Genomic DNA, 14,834 nt, shown 5'->3' with positions numbered 1-14,834 from the left:
TCCTTTACAGTCCGTCAACCCAGTTGCTCAGTACGGTTGCGCCGGCATCGCCACTTTTCTCCGGGTGAAACTGGGTGGCGGCCAATGCGCCGTCCTCCACCGCAGCGAGGAACGGCGCCCGATATGTGGCCCAGGTCAGCAGCGCGTCGGGTGAGCCTTCCCATCGCTGCGCGGCATAGGAATGCACAAAATAGAACCGGGCGTCGACGTTCAACCCCTTGAACAGCGCGCTGCCCGGAGCGGAGTCCACGACATTCCAGCCCATGTGCGGGATCACCGGGGCCTCAAGTCGGATGACGTCCCCGGGCCAGTGCCCGCAGCCCGGCGTCTGGACGCCGAACTCAACCCCGCGGGCGAACAGAATCTGCATGCCTACGCAGACCCCCAGCACCGGGCGGCCGGCGGCCACTCGCTCGGCGATGATCCGCTCGCCGTTGATCTTGCGCAGGCCTGTCATGCATGCCGCGAAGGCACCGACGCCGGGAACCACCAGTCCGTCAGCGGTCATTGCGGCGCCGGTGTCGGCGGTTACCTCGACCTCGGCGCCCACCCGCTGCAGCGCACGTTGGGCCGACCGCAGATTTCCTGAGCCGTAGTCCAGGACTACTACCGACTTTCCTGTCACAGAGCACCTTTGGTGGACGGCACACCTGACACCCGAGGATCTGGCTCGACCGCTTGACGCAACGCGCGCGCGACGGCCTTGTATTGAGCTTCGGTGATATGGTGCGGGTCGCGCCCGTACAACACGCGGACGTGCAGCGCGATGCGGGCGTTGGCCGCCAACGATTCGAACACGTGCCGGTTGATGACGGTGTGGTAGGGCACTGAACTGCCGGCAATAGTGCTGTGCTGCAGGTGATCCGGCTCTCCGGTATGCACGCAATAGGGGCGGCCGGATAAGTCGACGGCGGCGTGGGCCAGTGTTTCGTCCATCGGGATGAAGGCATCGCCAAACCGGCGGATGCCCCTCTTGTCACCTAGGGCCTGCCCGAGCGCGGTGCCCAGCGCGATTGCCGTGTCCTCGATGGTGTGATGGGCTTCGATTTCGACATCACCTGTGGCGCGCACGGTGAGGTCGAAGCTGGCGTGACTGCCCAGCGCGGTCAACATGTGGTCGTAGAACGGAACACCGGTGTCGACGGCCACCTGCCCGGTACCGTCAAGATCGAGCTCGATGACGATATCGGATTCGCGGGTACGCCGTTCAATACGCGCCCGCCGGCTAGCTTTGGCTGTCTGGGTGGTTGTCATGGCGCTCCTACAGGACTGCGGGTGACGGGGACCAGGTCGGTGGCGATCCGGGCGCTTGCCCGCAGGAACGCATCGTTCTCCTCAGCCAGCCCGGTGGTGGCCCGCAGATAGCCGGGAATCCCAACGTCGCGGATCAAAATGCCGGCCTCCAGATAGCGCCGCCAGGCGGCCGGCGCATCGGCAAACTCGCCGAACAACACGAAGTTGGCATCGCTTGGGATGACTCGAAAACCCATGTCGTTCAATGAGGTTGTTACGCGTTCGCGTTCGGCGATCAGTGCGGCGACACTGCTCAAGGTGTCGTCGGAGTGCCGCAGCGCGGCCCGGGCCGCGGCTTGAGTGACCGACGACAGGTGATACGGCAACCGCACCAGCAGCATTGCGTCGATCACCGCGGGCGTAGCGATCAGGTATCCGAGCCTGCCGCCGGCGAAAGCGAATGCCTTGCTCATGGTGCGCGTGACGACGAGCTTGCTCGGATACTCCTCGACCAGCGACACCGCGCTGGGCTGCGAGGAGAACTCGCCGTAGGCCTCGTCGACGATCGCAATTCCGGGCGCAACGTCCAGCAGCTTACACAGGTCAGGTAACGAAACACTTTGTCCGGACGGGTTGTTAGGGCTAGCAATGAACACCACATCGGGTTTGCGATCGACCACAGCCGCGACGGCGACGTCCACGTCGAGACCGAAGTCATTGGCGCGGGACGCCTCGATCCATTCCGTGTGGGTGCCGTCGGAGATGATCGGGTGCATCGAATAGGACGGTACGAAACCGATCGCGCTACGCCCCGGACCGCCAAACGCCTGTAACAGTTGCTGCAGAATCTCATTGGAACCGTTGGCAGCCCATATGTTTTCGACACCAAGCTGGATTCCGGTCTGCGCGGTGAGATATCCGGCCAAGTCAGCACGCAGAGCCACGGCGTCGCGGTCGGGGTAGCGGTGCAAGTCGATGGCCGCTTCCCGCACCGATCGCACCACGTCGTCAACCAGCGCCCGGGTAGGCGGGTGCGGGTTCTCGTTGGTGTTCAGCCGTACCGGAACAGCTAATTGCGGTGCACCGTATGGTGCTTTACCACGCAAGTCGGCGCGCAGCGGCAAGTCGTCCAATGTAACCCGGCGTCCGGACCTGGTCATCGCTCGAACCTCCGCCGTACCGCCTCACCGTGCGCCGGCAAGTCCTCGGCCGTGGCGAGCGTGATCACGTGCCCGGAAACGTCTTTGAGGGCCGCCTCCGTGTATTCCACGACGTGGATGCCGCGCAGGAACGTCTGCACCGACAGGCCGCTGGAATGCCGGGCGCAGCCCGCGGTCGGCAGTACATGGTTGGATCCCGCGCAGTAGTCGCCGAGGCTCACCGGGGACCACGGGCCGACGAAAATGGCTCCCGCCGAGCGGATCCGGCTGGCAACCTGCGGGGCATCGGCGGTCTGAATCTCCAAATGCTCAGCGGCGTAAGCGTTCACCACCAAGACGGCGGCGTCCACGTCGTCGACCAGGACGATCGCCGATTGGCGTCCGGTCAGCGCGGCCGTCACCCGTTCGCGGTGCACCGTAGTCTGCAGCTGGCCAGCCAGTTCGGCGTCGGTGGCATCGGCAAGGTCCTCACTCGGAGTGACCAGCACGCTGGCAGCCAACTCGTCGTGTTCGGCCTGGCTAATCAGGTCGGCGGCCACATGCACCGGGTCGGCGGTGTGATCGGCGAGGATAGCGATCTCGGTTGGCCCCGCTTCGGCGTCGATGCCCACCCGCGAACGGCACAGCCGCTTGGCGGCCGTGACATAGATGTTGCCCGGCCCGGTGATCATGTCGACCGGTGTCAGTGCTGCGCCGTCGGTGTCGGTGCCGCCGTAAGCCAGCAACGCCACCGCCTGAGCGCCGCCGACCGCCCAGACCTCATCGACGCCCAGCAGCCGGGCCGCGGCCAGAATGGTCGGGTGGGGCAACCCGTCCCACTGCGCCTGCGGCGGGCTGGCTACCACCAACGAGTCGACGCCCGCGGCTTGGGCGGGCACCACGTTCATCACCACGCTGGATGGGTACACCGCATTGCCCCCCGGCACGTACAGGCCTACCCGCTCGACCGGAACCCACCGCTCGGTGACCGTCGCGCCCGGGCCCAGTGTGGTTGTGACGTCGGTGCGACGCTGCCCGGAGTGCACGGCGCGGGTCCGCTCGACCATCACCTGCAACGCTTCGCAGACGTCGCAGTCCAGTCCGGCCAGCGCCGCGTCCAGCGCTGCGTCTGGCACCCGGATGGCATGGGGCCGCACACCGTCGAACGATGCGCCGAAGTCCAGCGCGGCCTCGGCCCCGCGCTCGGCGACGGCCGCCACAATGGGCCGTACCGTCGGCAGCACGGCTTCCACATCGGCGCCGCCGCGTGGCAGAGCGGCCCGCAGCTCGGCAGCTGTCAACTCGGCTCCCCGCAAGTCGATACGGGTAAGCACGGGCGGCGGCGCGGTCACGTAGACCATTCTCCCAGAGCAGCTCAAGTCGATATCTGACCGGTACAGTGCAGTAGAAAGGACCGGCAAAGAGGAGCCGCCATGTCCGCAAAGGATCACCCGAATAACGCCCCGGGCGTTCCGATGGTGTTCCCGCTCTGGCTCGAGCGTCTGCAGGTCAAGTACATCAACCGGGCGCTCAAACCGATAGCGCGCTACCTACCCGGAACAGCCACGATCGAGCACCGCGGTCGCAAGTCTGGAAAGCCATACCAAACGATTGTGACCGCCTACCGCAAGGACGGTGTGCTGGCGATCGCGCTCGCGCACGGTAAGACGGATTGGGTCAAGAACGTGTTGGCCGCGGGCGAAGCCGACGTGCACTTCGCCCGCGGCGTTGTTCACGTCATCAACCCCCGGATTGTGCCCGCCGGCTCCGACGGTCAGGGGCTGCCGCGGATGGCGCGCTTGCAGCTGCGCCGGATCGGGGTCTTCGTCGGCGATATCGCCTGAGCCTACGGCGCCGGCCGACGTCAGGACGGTTTGCGGGCCTCGATGAGCGCGCGGGTGGAGTAGGTGACGAAGGGCCCTTCGGCCTGGATGCGCTCATGCAGTGCACGCAGCCGATCGTGGTAGCCCTCGACGGTGAAGTCCGGCAGAAACCAGATCACCTTGCGCAGAAAGTAGATGACGGCACCGACGTCGAAGAATTCCACCCGCAACCGCTCCATCTGCAGGTCGACGATCTCGAGGCCGGTGTCGGTGATGCAGGTGCGCACAACCTGCGCGTACTGATCGGCCCCATTGTGTTCTCGCGGCCCGAGGAAATGCTCGCGCAGGTCCCACAGCGTGGCCGGTCCGACGTGTTGGGCGAAGTAACTGCCGCCAGCCCGGAGAACCCGGGCAATCTCGGTCCACCATCGGGTGCTGGGGTGGCGGCTGGTCACCAGGTCAAACGCCGCATCGGCAAATGGCAGTGGCGGTTTATCGCCGGTGATGACGACGACCGCGCCCAGCGGATGCAGCCGCCTAGTGGCCATAGCCGCGTTGGGTGGCCACGCTTCGGTAGCGACCATGGTGGGCGGGAAGTTGCCCGCGCCGGCTAGCACCTCTCCGCCGCCTGTCTCAAGATCTAAGGCAGCCGTCGCGTTCGCCAGCCGCTGACTGAGTTGTCGTTGATAGCCCCATGACGGGCGTTCTTCGGTCGCGCGGCCGTCCAACCAGGAAAAATCCCAGCCGCCGACGGATGCTGATGCGGCTTCGGCCACGAGATCTTCGAACGTTCGCGCCACGGCGCCTACCCTATCCGGCGCCGCCTAATGGGCGCCGGGGCCGCCCGGCTACATATCCAAGCCGATGTCGAGCACGCGCACTGAGTGTGTGAGCGCCCCGACCGCCAGGTAGTCCACCCCGGTTTCGGCGTAGGTCGCCGCCGTCTGCAGGCTGAGCCCACCGGATGACTCCAGCATGACGGTGGGCGCGCGCGAGTCCCGACGCTGCACCGCGGTCTGCGTCTGCCACACCGCAAAATTGTCCAGCAGGATCAGCTCGGGTTTTTCCGGCAGCACGGCATCGAGCTGCTCAAGCGAGTCCACTTCCACCTCGCACGGCAGATCGGGTGCAGCATTTCGCACCGCACGTAGCGCGTCTACCACGGATCCGGCGGCGGCAACGTGGTTGTCCTTGATTAGCGCGGCATCACCCAACCCCAGCCGATGGTTGACGCCGCCACCGGTACGCACCGCGTATTTTTGCAGCGCTCGCAGGCCGGGCAGCGTCTTACGGGTATCGCGGATTTTCGCTTTGGTCCCGCGCACAGCATCGACCCACGCGGCCGTCGCGGTGGCGATTCCCGACAGGTGACCGACCAGGTTCAACATGGTGCGCTCGGCGGTCAACAATCCGCGCGTTTGGGCTTCCAGCGTCATAAGTGCCTCTCCCGGCGGCACCCGGGCGCCGTCCTCGACGCGGTCGAGCACCCGATAACCGTTGGTGCCCAAGACTTCGTCCAGCGTCAGCAGCGCGACATCCAATCCGGCAACCACACCGGCCTCCCGGGTCACCAGCGATGCGGTGGTCGTCGCACTGGCAGGCACCGTCGCCAATGTGGTGACATCCGGGCCGTACCGCAGGTCCTCGTCGAGCCCACGCGCGATTGCTGCTCGAGCCGCAGCCAGCTCCCAGTCGGATAACCCCATCAGCACACCGCCACTAGCGCCTGGACACACACCGCATTTGCGTCGTCGGCTCCCCGGACCACGATGCTGCGTGCCTGCTCCGGCACGGTGCACGGGTACTCCGCGCGATGATGGCAGCCACGGCTTTCGGTGCGGGCCAAGGCGGCGGCGGTCACGCTCTGCGCGACCAGCGTGAGCGCCACGTCCTCGAAATCGCGGCGACAAGCCACGTCGCGAACCTGTGCTCCGGATAGGCTGTCGCACAGCCGGTGCAGCCCGGCGGCGGCGCGGTACATCGACGCGTCCCGGCTCATCGCCCGTTGCAGGTCGCCGCGGTCCAGTGCGGTGTAGCTGATCGGTTCGGGCCAGGTCGCTGACGGGGTCGCACGCGAACGCCCGGCCGCCGCGGCGTGGGCGGCGGCGGCCTTTCCGGCGCGGCCGCCCACCACCAAACCCTCTAGCAAGCTGTTGGAGGCCAGGCGGTTGGCGCCGTGCAACCCGGTGCGGGCCACCTCGCCAGCGGCGTACAACCCGAGCAGCTCGGTCTGGCCGTACACATCGGTCACTATGCCGCCGCAGCTGTAGTGCGCACCGGGAACAACCGGGATCGGTTGCCGGACGGGGTCGATGCCGGCAGCCCGGCAGGATGCCGTGACTGTCGGGAACCGGGACGCGAAGCCCTCGATGCCGCGGGCGTCGAGGTAGACGCACGGATCGCCGGTGGCCTTCAGCCGCGCGTCGATGGCGGCGGCGACGACGTCGCGCGGCGCCAAATCACCCATCGGATGGACGCCTGCCGTTATCGAATTGCCTTGCCTGTCCACCAAGATCGCACCCTCGCCGCGGATGGCCTCGGTGATCAGCGGCCGCCGACCCCCGGCGCGTCCAGCGAAAAGCATCGTGGGGTGGAACTGGATGAACTCGAGATCGCTGACCGCGACGCCCGCCCACAATCCCAGGGCGATGCCGTCGCCGGTGGAGCCCGCCGGATTGGTGGTCGCGCTGTACAGGTGCCCGAGCCCGCCGGTGGCCAGGATCACCGACGGAGCGCTGATAATGCCGCATCCGTCCGGTCTGACCACTAATAGCCCGGTCACCGCGGTGCCGTCGTGCAGCACTCGCAGCGCCACGTGGCCGGTGCGGATATCGAGCATCCCGGCGGCATCCTGGAGCGCCCGCTGAACCTCGGCGCCGGTCGCGTCGCCACCCGCGTGCACGATGCGTCGCCGCGAGTGCCCGCCTTCGCGCGTCAACGCCCAACGGCCCGGGACCGATTCATCCAACCGTGCCCCAGCTCCGACCAAATCGGTAACCGCTCGGAAGCCGTCGGCGACGATCGAGTACACCGCATCGGGATCGCATAGACCCGCGCCTGCGGCCAAGGTGTCCGCGACGTGAGCGTCGACCGAGTCGTCGTTGTCCGGCAGCACCACCGCGATACCGCCTTGCGCGTAGTGTGTCGCGGTCACGTGCGTCTGGGCAGCCTTGCTGAGCACCACGACGCTGCGCCCGGCGCGATCGGCGGCCAATGCCGCCGCCAGCCCGGCAACGCCCGTGCCGATCACGACAACATCGGCCGCATCCCGCCAAGCGGGACCGGCCATCATTCGCCACCGCCGGGATGGCCGATTTCGATCATCCGCTGCACGCTGCGACGCCCACTGGCGGCGATTCCCGGATCGACATGGACTTCGTCGGCACCCTCTACCAGGCAGCGCAACAGGGCCGCGGGGGTGATCATCTTCATGTACTTGCATGAGGCGCGGTCGTTGACCGCGCGAAAGTCGACTTCCGGTGCCGCCCGGCGAAGCTGGTGCAACATGCCGACCTCGGTGGCGACCAGCACCTGGCGGGCGCGCGTCGTGTGCGCCGCTTCGAGCATGCCGCCGGTGGACAAGATCTTTACCCGCTCGGCTGGGAATGCTCCTTCGCCGGCGAGGTATAGCGCCGAGGTTGCGCAACCACACTCCGGATGCACGAACAGTTCGGCATCGGGATGTGCGCGGGCCTGGTCAGCGAGCTCGTCGCCGTTGATCCCGGCGTGTACGTGGCATTCGCCGGCCCACACATGCAGGTTCTTGCGGCCGGTCACCCGGCGCACGTGTGCACCGAGGAATTGGTCCGGACAGAACAACACCTCGCGGTCGGGATCGATGGATGCGACCACGTCGACGGCGTTTGACGAGGTGCAGCAGATGTCGGTGAGCGCCTTGACGGCCGCCGTGGTGTTGACGTAGGAAACGACGACGGCGCCGGGATGCTCGTCCTTCCAGGCGCGCAGCTCGTCGGGGGTGATCGAATCGGCCAGCGAACAGCCGGCCCGCTGATCCGGGATCAGCACGGTTTTGTGCGGGCTGAGAATTTTGGCGGTCTCGGCCATGAAGTGCACTCCGCAGAACACGATGGTGTCCTCCGGTGCCTCGGCGGCCACCCGCGATAGCGCCAGCGAATCCCCGACGTGGTCGGCAACGTCCTGGATCGCGGGCAGCTGGTAGTTGTGCGCCAGGACGGTGGCCCCGCGCAAATGCGCCAGACGGCGAATCTCGGCGGCCCACCGTTCGTCACCGTCAACCCCGCCGTAGCCGAGCGGTGTGTTGGTGATGTCGGCAGTCAGTTCATCCACGAGCGTGTCCGTGCGATTCAGCACAGTCATTGCCGCCCCTTCCGCGCTCCAACAGGTTTTCGACTTATAATCGAAAACATGGCCCATGGTAGCACCGCCCACGAAGTGCTGGCCGTCGTCTTTCAAGTGCGCGGAGTTGGCATGAGCCGCGGTGCGGCAAAACCCCAGCTCAATGTGCTGCTGTGGCAACGTGCGAAGGAGCCGCAGCGCGGCGCGTGGTCGCTGCCGGGCGGACGGCTACGCAACGACGAAGACATGACCAGCTCGGTTCGGCGCCAACTGGCCGAGAAAGTCGACCTGCGAGAGTTGGCCCATCTAGAACAGCTCGCGGTGTTTTCCGACCCACACCGGCTGCCAGGCATCCGGATGATCGCGTCGACCTACCTGGGGGTGGTGCCCTCCCCCGCCACCCCCGAGCTGCCAGCAGACACCCACTGGCACCCGGTGAGTTCCTTGCCGCCAATGGCGTTCGATCACGGTCCGATGGTGACCCATGCCCGCACCCGGCTGATTGCCAAGATGTCCTATACAAACATCGGATTTGCTTTGGCCCCAAAAGAATTCGCGCTCTCAACGCTGCGCGACATCTACGGCGCCGCACTGGGCTACCAGGTCGACGCAACCAACCTGCAGCGGGTACTGGCCCGTCGCGGAGTCATCACCCAAACCGGAACCATCGCGCAGTCCGGCCGCAGTGGTGGCCGCCCGGCGGCGTTGTACCGGTTTACCGACTCGCAGCTAAGAGTCACTGACGAGTTCGCCGCACTGCGGCCTCCCGGCCAGCTTTGAATCTGGTCGCACCAGACATGGGGGAACTCGGCGTACCCAAGCTGTGATAGGCGCCACGCCGCGCTGGCCTCGGAGTCGGCCCTTGGATCCTGTAACTTGTATGAGACTTTAAGAGCCGGATAAGAGCCGCTGGCGCCATTTGAGTGCCGACGCTGACCTTTGAGTGCCGGCGCTGAACTGCGACAGGCAAACCGCGCTGCTACCCCGTCAGGGACCGATCACGCGCGAGGATGCCGGATGGCCATGAAGGGAGCCTAATGGTAGAGCCCGGCAATTTGGCAGGCGCGACCGGCGCCGAATGGATCGGCCGGCCACCGCACGAGGAATTGCAGCGCAAAGTGCGCCCGCTGCTGCCATCCGACGATCCGTTCTACTTCCCACCTGCCGGCTACCAGCATGCGGCGCCCGGAACGGTGTTGCGCTCGCGCGATGTCGAACTGGCGTTTATGGGCTTGATTCCGCAGCCCGTCACCGCTACCCAGCTGCTGTACCGGACCACGAACATGTACGGCAACCCCGAGGCGACGGTGACCACGGTGATCGTCCCAGCGGAGCTTGCCCCGGGTCAGACCTGCCCCTTGCTGTCGTACCAGTGTGCGATCGATGCCATGTCGTCGCGCTGTTTTCCGTCATATGCCCTGCGACGACGGGCCAAGGCCCTGGGGTCACTGACCCAAATGGAGCTGTTGATGATCAGCGCCGCACTTGCCGAAGGATGGGCGGTATCAGTACCCGACCATGAAGGGCCGAAAGGGCTGTGGGGGTCGCCGTATGAACCCGGTTACCGAGTCCTTGACGGAATCCGGGCTGGCTTGAATTCCGAGCGTGTCGGGTTGTCCCCGGCAACGCCGATCGGGCTGTGGGGCTACTCCGGCGGCGGGCTGGCCAGCGCGTGGGCCGCCGAAGCATGCGGCGAGTACGCACCGGACCTAGACATCGTCGGCGCCGTGCTGGGATCACCCGTCGGTGACCTTGGTCACACCTTCCGCCGGCTCAATGGCACTCTTCTTGCCGGTCTGCCCGCGTTGGTGGTGGCCGCGCTGCAACACAGCTACCCCGGCCTGGCCCGGGTGATCAAGGAGCACGCCAACGACGAAGGACGTCAGCTGCTGGAGCAACTGACGGAGATGACAACGGTAGACGCAGTGATCCGGATGGCCGGCAGGGACATGGGTGACTTCCTCGACGAACCCCTTGAGGACATTCTGTCGACGCCGGAGGTTTCCCATGTCTTCGGCGACACCAAGCTGGGTAGCGCGGTGCCCACCCCGCCGGTATTGATCGTGCAGGCCGTGCATGACTACCTCATCGACGTCTCTGACATCGACGCGCTCGCTGACACCTATACAGCCGGCGGCGCCAACGTCACCTACCACCGCGACCTGTTCAGCGAACATGTGTCCCTGCACCCGCTGTCGGCCCCAATGACGCTTCGCTGGCTCACCGACCGGTTCGCCGGCAAGCCACTGACCGACCACCGCGTCCGGACCACGTGGCCGACCATCTTCAACCCGATGACCTACGCCGGCATGGCGAGACTGGCCGTGACCGCGGCCAAGGTGATCACCGGCAGGAAGTTGAGCCGCCGTCCGCTCTGACCCGGCCAATGCGCTCTGCGCATACCGGCGCGAACTCGGACCTGGCACACAACCTCGTCACGCCAGACTTAAACCAGTTCGACGATCTGCCGCTTGAATCCAAGCGCTGACACCCGACCGGAGACACGGTCCGCTCCGGATGCCGGCGGGCGGCTGCGACTCTCTAGGACACCGGGGCCTGAGGGGTTTCCAGGGCTTCAGTACGAGCGTTCGACGACGGATCGACAGCCGGATAGCCGCCCAGGTCGTCCCGCGCCGTCCCGGCCGCAAGCAGGGCATATACCAGCGACGCGATGCCAGCCGGCCACATGAGAGTGAGGGCGATCTGCAGCGGCCGGCGGGCGAAAAACACCGGCGGGGCCTGGGTGACGTACGTCAGGGCGTGGTCGCCGCGGGAAAGTGGCACGGTGTCAAAGTCCAACGCACCGTAGCGCAACCGAACCACCAGCGCGCCAACTCCCGCCGCGATCGCCGCAGCGGTCGTCAGCCCAATCGACAGCCCAGCAACCATCTGCGGTCCGCGGTGCTCTCGCCACTGCCACATCAATGCCGATGCCACGACAGCCAGCACACTCAAGAGCCCCAGCAGCATAAATGGCGCGATGAAGAAGTTCTGGGATTCGCTGCCCAGATACTCGTGCACCCGCTCACCCGCGCGTGTGATGGCCACGACGGCATGGATTGGCGGGGCGATCCACGCCCACAGGCCACCGACCAACACACCGGTCGCCGACAAACCCAGCATCACAAACAGGACCGCGCGTGTCCGCGACGTCCGCGGTGCACCGGAAGGCTCGGACGGTCCGCCAAAACCGGGTGGCTCGGTCACCGCTGTGTCGCCAAGTCGGCCGAGTCCACCTGCCCGTGGCGAGAACAGCGCGCCCACCAGCCGTCGGGCCGGACCTGGACGACCATCCGGCGACCGCACTGCGCACAGAACCGGGGGGGCTCCAGACCCATCCGAGCCGCTGTCGACGTGGCCGTATCCGCCAGTTCCCCGGTGTACACGTTGTACACGCCGGCAGCGACCGGAGCGCGTTGTTTTCCAGCCACGATTTCCACCATTTACAGGCTGGCGTTGAGTGCCTTCAGCGGCATCTGTAGCTCGTCGAGCAGTTCCAGGTCGGCTTCCGCGGGCCGGCCGAGGGTGGTCAGGTAGTTGCCGACGATCACGGCGTTGATGCCGCCCAGGATGCCTCGCTTGGCGCCGAGGTCACCCAGGGTGATCTCGCGGCCACCGGCGAACCGCAGCATGGTGCGCGGTAACGCCAACCGGAAGGCGGCCACCGCCTTGAGCGCGTCACCGGCCGGCATTACCTCCAGGTCGGCGAACGGGGTACCGGGCCGCGGGTTGAGGAAGTTCAGCGGGACCTCGTCGGGGCCCAGCTCGGCAAGCTCGGCGGCGAATTCCGCGCGCTGCTGCAGCGTCTCCCCCATGCCGAGGATGCCACCGCAGCAAACCTCCATGCCCGCGTCACGCACCATCGACAGCGTCTGCCAGCGCTCTTCCCAGGTGTGGGTGGTGACGACGTTGGCGAAGAACGAGCGCGCCGTTTCGAGGTTGTGGTTGTAGCGATGCACCCCCCTCGCCGCCAGTTGGTCCACTTGCTCGGCGGTCAGCATCCCTAGGGAGCAGGCGATGTTGATCTCGACTTCGTTGCGAATCGCCTCGATGCCGGCCGCGACCTGGGCCATCAATCGCTCGTCGGGTCCGCGCACCGCGGCCACGATGCAGAACTCGGTGGCGCCGGACTTGGCGGTCTGTTTGGCCGCCTCGACCAGGCTGGGTATGTCCAGCCAGGCGCTGCGCACCGGGGAGGCGAACAGCCCCGATTGCGAGCAGAAATGGCAATCCTCCGGGCAGCCACCGGTTTTCAGGCTGATGATGCCTTCGACCTCGACCTCGGGTCCGCACCAGCGCATCCGCACCTCATGGGCCAGCGCCAACAGCTCCTCGAGCCGGTCGTCGGGTAGCTGCAGCACCGCCAGCACCTGGTCCTGGTTCAGGCCCTCACCGCGCTGCAGCACCTGTTGGCGGGCAACCACCAGAATGTCCGAGTTGTTCCCGCCATCCTGGCCGGCGTCGTTCGTCGGTCGCGTTGCCGCTTGCGTCACCAGGTACTCCCCTGCATCCTTCGTCATCTCCGCACGCGCGGAACCCATCCGCCGCCTGCTCGGCGGCCTGAATGAAACGGTGTTCAGGCTACGGTAGCGGTGCGCACGGGGACAAACGCGACGTGGGCGGAGGTCACGGATCGTTGGCGGCGGCCCAGCTATCAGCACTCGCACTCGACCCGCCAGGCATCCCACACAGCGGCCCAGACGCCGAATCGTCGATCCCGCAACCTCAAGCCGCTCACTAAACTGCGGTTCACCGGCGGGGGTTATGCCCGGTTGGTCAGATTGCCGGTTGGCGGGATCGAATCCTGGTAGGCATCCCCGCCGACCTGGTGGGCGGCCAAGCTCGCGAGGGCTCTCGAGTCACTGAATTCACTTAGCTAACACCAGTTCTAGCAGCTGTCGGCGCGACTTCTTGTCAGTGCCCGACGTTATGATTCGAACATGTTAGCGAATAGCCGGGAGGAGCTTGTCGAGGTCTTTGATGCGCTGGATGCCGAGCTGGACCGCTTGGACGAGGTGTCTTTTGAGGTGTTGACCACCCCAGAACGGCTGCGGTCTCTGGAACGTCTGGAATGCTTGGTGCGCCGGCTACCGGCGATGGGTCACGCGTTGATCAACCAACTCGACGCCCAAGCCAGCGAGGAAGAACTGGGCGGCACGCTGTGCTGCGCGCTGGCCAACCGGTTACGCATCACCAAGCCCGACGCCGCCCGGCGCATCGCCGACGCCGCCGATCTCGGGCCTCGTCGAGCACTCACCGGTGAACCGCTAGCCCCACAGTTGACCGCCACCGCCACCGCCCAACGCCAGGGCCTGATCGGCGAGGCGCACATCAAAGTGATTCGCGCCCTTTGTCGCCCACCTGCCCGCCGCGGTGGATGTGTCCACCCGCCAGGCCGCCGAAGCCGACCTGGCCGGCAAAGCCGCTCAATATCGTCCCGACGAGCTGGCCCGCTACGCCCAGCGGGTCATGGACCGGCTACACCCCGACGGCGACCTCACCGACACCGAACGCGCCCGCAAACGCGGCATCACCCTGAGCAACCAGCAATACGACGGCATGTCACGGCTAAGTGGCTACCTGACCCCCCAAGCGCGGGCCACCTTTGAAGCCGTGCTAGCCAAACTGGCCGCCCCCGGCGCGACCAACCCCGACGACCACACCCCGGTCATCGACACCACCCCCGATGCGGCCGCCATCGACCGCGACACCCGCAGCCAAGCCCAACGCAACCACGACGGGCTGCTGGCCGGGCTGCGCGCGCTGATCGCCTCCGGGAAACTGGGCCAACACAACGGGCTTCCCGTCTCGATCGTGGTCACCACCACCCTGACCGACCTGCAAGCCGGCGCCGGCAAGGGCTTCACCGGCGGCGGCACGCTGCTACCCATGGCCGATGTGATCCGCATGGCCAGCCACGCCCACCACTACTTAGCCATCTTCGACCACGGCAAACCCCTGGCGCTGTATCACACCAAACGCTTGGCCTCCCCAGCCCAGCGGATCATGCTGTTCGCCAACGACCGGGGCTGCACCAAACCCGGCTGTGACGCACCGGCCTACCACAGCCAAGCCCACCACGTCACCGGCTGGACCAGCACCGGGCGCACCGACATCACCGACCTCACCCTGGCCTGCGGCCCCGACAACCGACTCGCCGAAAAAGGCTGGACCACCCACAACAACACCCACGGCCACACCGAATGGCTACCACCACCCCACCTCGACCACGGCCAACCCCGCACCAACACCTTCCACCACCACGAGAAGCTGCTACGCCACAACGACGAGGACAACGACGACGATCCGTGAGAATCGCCGC

Annotated in this window: 14 protein-coding genes and 1 pseudogene; 4 read left to right on the top strand and 11 right to left on the bottom strand. The window is 66.4% G+C overall.

Annotated features, from left to right (window positions below; all coding sequences use genetic code 11):
• Nucleotides 1-4 precede the first annotated feature (4 nt).
• The 4 genes from hisH to hisD are packed head-to-tail and all read right to left on the bottom strand — an operon-like array spanning nucleotide 5 to nucleotide 3,706.
• On the bottom strand, nucleotides 5-625 hold the full coding sequence (gene hisH, locus MCAN_RS08445) for an imidazole glycerol phosphate synthase subunit HisH (protein ID WP_014000845.1): 621 nt from the start codon (nucleotides 623-625) through the stop codon (nucleotides 5-7).
• A complete protein-coding gene (hisB, locus tag MCAN_RS08440) occupies nucleotides 622-1,254 on the bottom strand; it encodes an imidazoleglycerol-phosphate dehydratase HisB (RefSeq protein WP_014000844.1) in 633 nt (210 codons plus the stop codon). The genes hisH and hisB overlap by 4 nt, the downstream gene beginning before the upstream one ends.
• A complete protein-coding gene (locus tag MCAN_RS08435; RefSeq protein WP_014000843.1) occupies nucleotides 1,251-2,393 on the bottom strand; it encodes a histidinol-phosphate transaminase in 1,143 nt (380 codons plus the stop codon). The genes hisB and MCAN_RS08435 overlap by 4 nt, the downstream gene beginning before the upstream one ends.
• The gene (gene hisD, locus MCAN_RS08430; RefSeq protein WP_014000842.1) at nucleotides 2,390-3,706 is read right to left on the bottom strand and encodes a histidinol dehydrogenase; all 1,317 of its coding nucleotides are present in this window, start codon (nucleotides 3,704-3,706) and stop codon (nucleotides 2,390-2,392) included. Before hisD ends, MCAN_RS08435 begins: the two co-directional genes overlap by 4 nt.
• A gap of 99 nt (nucleotides 3,707-3,805) precedes the next feature.
• Between hisD and MCAN_RS08425 the strand changes: the two genes are divergently transcribed.
• Entirely contained in the window at nucleotides 3,806-4,216 is a 411-nt protein-coding gene (locus tag MCAN_RS08425) for a nitroreductase family deazaflavin-dependent oxidoreductase (RefSeq protein WP_003407939.1), read from the top strand.
• A 20-nt stretch (nucleotides 4,217-4,236) separates the two neighbouring features.
• Here the strand turns inward: MCAN_RS08425 and MCAN_RS08420 are convergent, their stop codons facing one another.
• Genes MCAN_RS08420 through nadA form a run of 4 tightly spaced genes read right to left on the bottom strand, consistent with a single transcriptional unit; the run spans nucleotide 4,237 to nucleotide 8,533 of the window.
• On the bottom strand, nucleotides 4,237-4,995 hold the full coding sequence (locus MCAN_RS08420; protein WP_014000841.1) for a methyltransferase domain-containing protein: 759 nt from the start codon (nucleotides 4,993-4,995) through the stop codon (nucleotides 4,237-4,239).
• Nucleotides 4,996-5,043: 48 nt separating this feature from the next.
• Complete coding sequence (nadC, locus tag MCAN_RS08415; protein WP_003407935.1) at nucleotides 5,044-5,901, bottom strand: carboxylating nicotinate-nucleotide diphosphorylase; 858 nt, start codon at nucleotides 5,899-5,901, stop codon at nucleotides 5,044-5,046.
• The gene (locus MCAN_RS08410) at nucleotides 5,901-7,484 is read right to left on the bottom strand and encodes an L-aspartate oxidase (protein ID WP_014000840.1); all 1,584 of its coding nucleotides are present in this window, start codon (nucleotides 7,482-7,484) and stop codon (nucleotides 5,901-5,903) included. The genes nadC and MCAN_RS08410 overlap by 1 nt, the downstream gene beginning before the upstream one ends.
• A complete protein-coding gene (gene nadA / locus MCAN_RS08405) occupies nucleotides 7,484-8,533 on the bottom strand; it encodes a quinolinate synthase NadA (RefSeq protein WP_003407931.1) in 1,050 nt (349 codons plus the stop codon). Before nadA ends, MCAN_RS08410 begins: the two co-directional genes overlap by 1 nt.
• A 48-nt stretch (nucleotides 8,534-8,581) precedes the next feature.
• Here nadA and MCAN_RS08400 point away from each other — a divergent pair, with 48 nt between their 5' ends.
• Nucleotides 8,582-9,292: an NUDIX hydrolase gene (locus tag MCAN_RS08400; protein WP_014000839.1), complete on the top strand. Its 711-nt coding sequence runs from the start codon at nucleotides 8,582-8,584 to the stop codon at nucleotides 9,290-9,292.
• Between the two features lie 257 nt (nucleotides 9,293-9,549).
• On the top strand, nucleotides 9,550-10,890 hold the full coding sequence (locus MCAN_RS08395; RefSeq protein WP_014000838.1) for a lipase family protein: 1,341 nt from the start codon (nucleotides 9,550-9,552) through the stop codon (nucleotides 10,888-10,890).
• Between the two features lie 163 nt (nucleotides 10,891-11,053).
• Here the strand turns inward: MCAN_RS08395 and MCAN_RS08390 are convergent, their stop codons facing one another.
• From MCAN_RS08390 to bioB, 3 genes are read right to left on the bottom strand one after another with little or no spacing between them, the layout of a single operon-like run.
• Nucleotides 11,054-11,719 (bottom strand): DUF2567 domain-containing protein, encoded by a 666-nt coding sequence (locus MCAN_RS08390; protein WP_003407924.1) that lies wholly within the window; start codon nucleotides 11,717-11,719, stop codon nucleotides 11,054-11,056.
• The gene (bsaP, locus tag MCAN_RS08385) at nucleotides 11,716-11,955 is read right to left on the bottom strand and encodes a biotin synthase auxiliary protein BsaP (RefSeq protein WP_014000837.1); all 240 of its coding nucleotides are present in this window, start codon (nucleotides 11,953-11,955) and stop codon (nucleotides 11,716-11,718) included. The genes MCAN_RS08390 and bsaP overlap by 4 nt, the downstream gene beginning before the upstream one ends.
• Complete coding sequence (gene bioB, locus MCAN_RS08380) at nucleotides 11,956-13,005, bottom strand: biotin synthase BioB (RefSeq protein ID WP_014000836.1); 1,050 nt, start codon at nucleotides 13,003-13,005, stop codon at nucleotides 11,956-11,958. It lies immediately after the preceding gene.
• A 447-nt stretch (nucleotides 13,006-13,452) separates the two neighbouring features.
• On the opposite strand from bioB, the pseudogene MCAN_RS08375 reads away from it, so the two are divergent.
• Nucleotides 13,453-14,824 (top strand): annotated as a pseudogene (locus MCAN_RS08375) (HNH endonuclease signature motif containing protein).
• Nucleotides 14,825-14,834 lie beyond the last annotated feature (10 nt).

Source organism: Mycobacterium canetti CIPT 140010059 (assembly GCF_000253375.1).
GTDB classification, from domain to species: domain Bacteria; phylum Actinomycetota; class Actinomycetes; order Mycobacteriales; family Mycobacteriaceae; genus Mycobacterium; species Mycobacterium tuberculosis.
The sequence above is the reverse complement of the archived record's forward strand: the minus strand, read 5'-3'. Positions and strand labels throughout refer to the sequence as shown.

Excerpts from the sequence above, each read along its gene's own strand:
- MCAN_RS08425 (WP_003407939.1), top strand. The coding sequence starts at position 3,806 with ATGTCCGCAAAGGATCACCCGAATAACGCCCCGGGCGTTCCGATGGTG.
- hisB (WP_014000844.1), bottom strand. The coding sequence starts at position 1,254 with ATGACAACCACCCAGACAGCCAAAGCTAGCCGGCGGGCGCGTATTGAA.
- MCAN_RS08435 (WP_014000843.1), bottom strand. The coding sequence starts at position 2,393 with ATGACCAGGTCCGGACGCCGGGTTACATTGGACGACTTGCCGCTGCGC.
- MCAN_RS08395 (WP_014000838.1), top strand. The coding sequence starts at position 9,550 with ATGGTAGAGCCCGGCAATTTGGCAGGCGCGACCGGCGCCGAATGGATC.
- bsaP (WP_014000837.1), bottom strand. The coding sequence starts at position 11,955 with ATGGTGGAAATCGTGGCTGGAAAACAACGCGCTCCGGTCGCTGCCGGC.
- MCAN_RS08410 (WP_014000840.1), bottom strand. The coding sequence starts at position 7,484 with ATGGCCGGTCCCGCTTGGCGGGATGCGGCCGATGTTGTCGTGATCGGC.
- nadC (WP_003407935.1), bottom strand. The coding sequence starts at position 5,901 with ATGGGGTTATCCGACTGGGAGCTGGCTGCGGCTCGAGCAGCAATCGCG.
- MCAN_RS08400 (WP_014000839.1), top strand. The coding sequence starts at position 8,582 with ATGGCCCATGGTAGCACCGCCCACGAAGTGCTGGCCGTCGTCTTTCAA.
- nadA (WP_003407931.1), bottom strand. The coding sequence starts at position 8,533 with ATGACTGTGCTGAATCGCACGGACACGCTCGTGGATGAACTGACTGCC.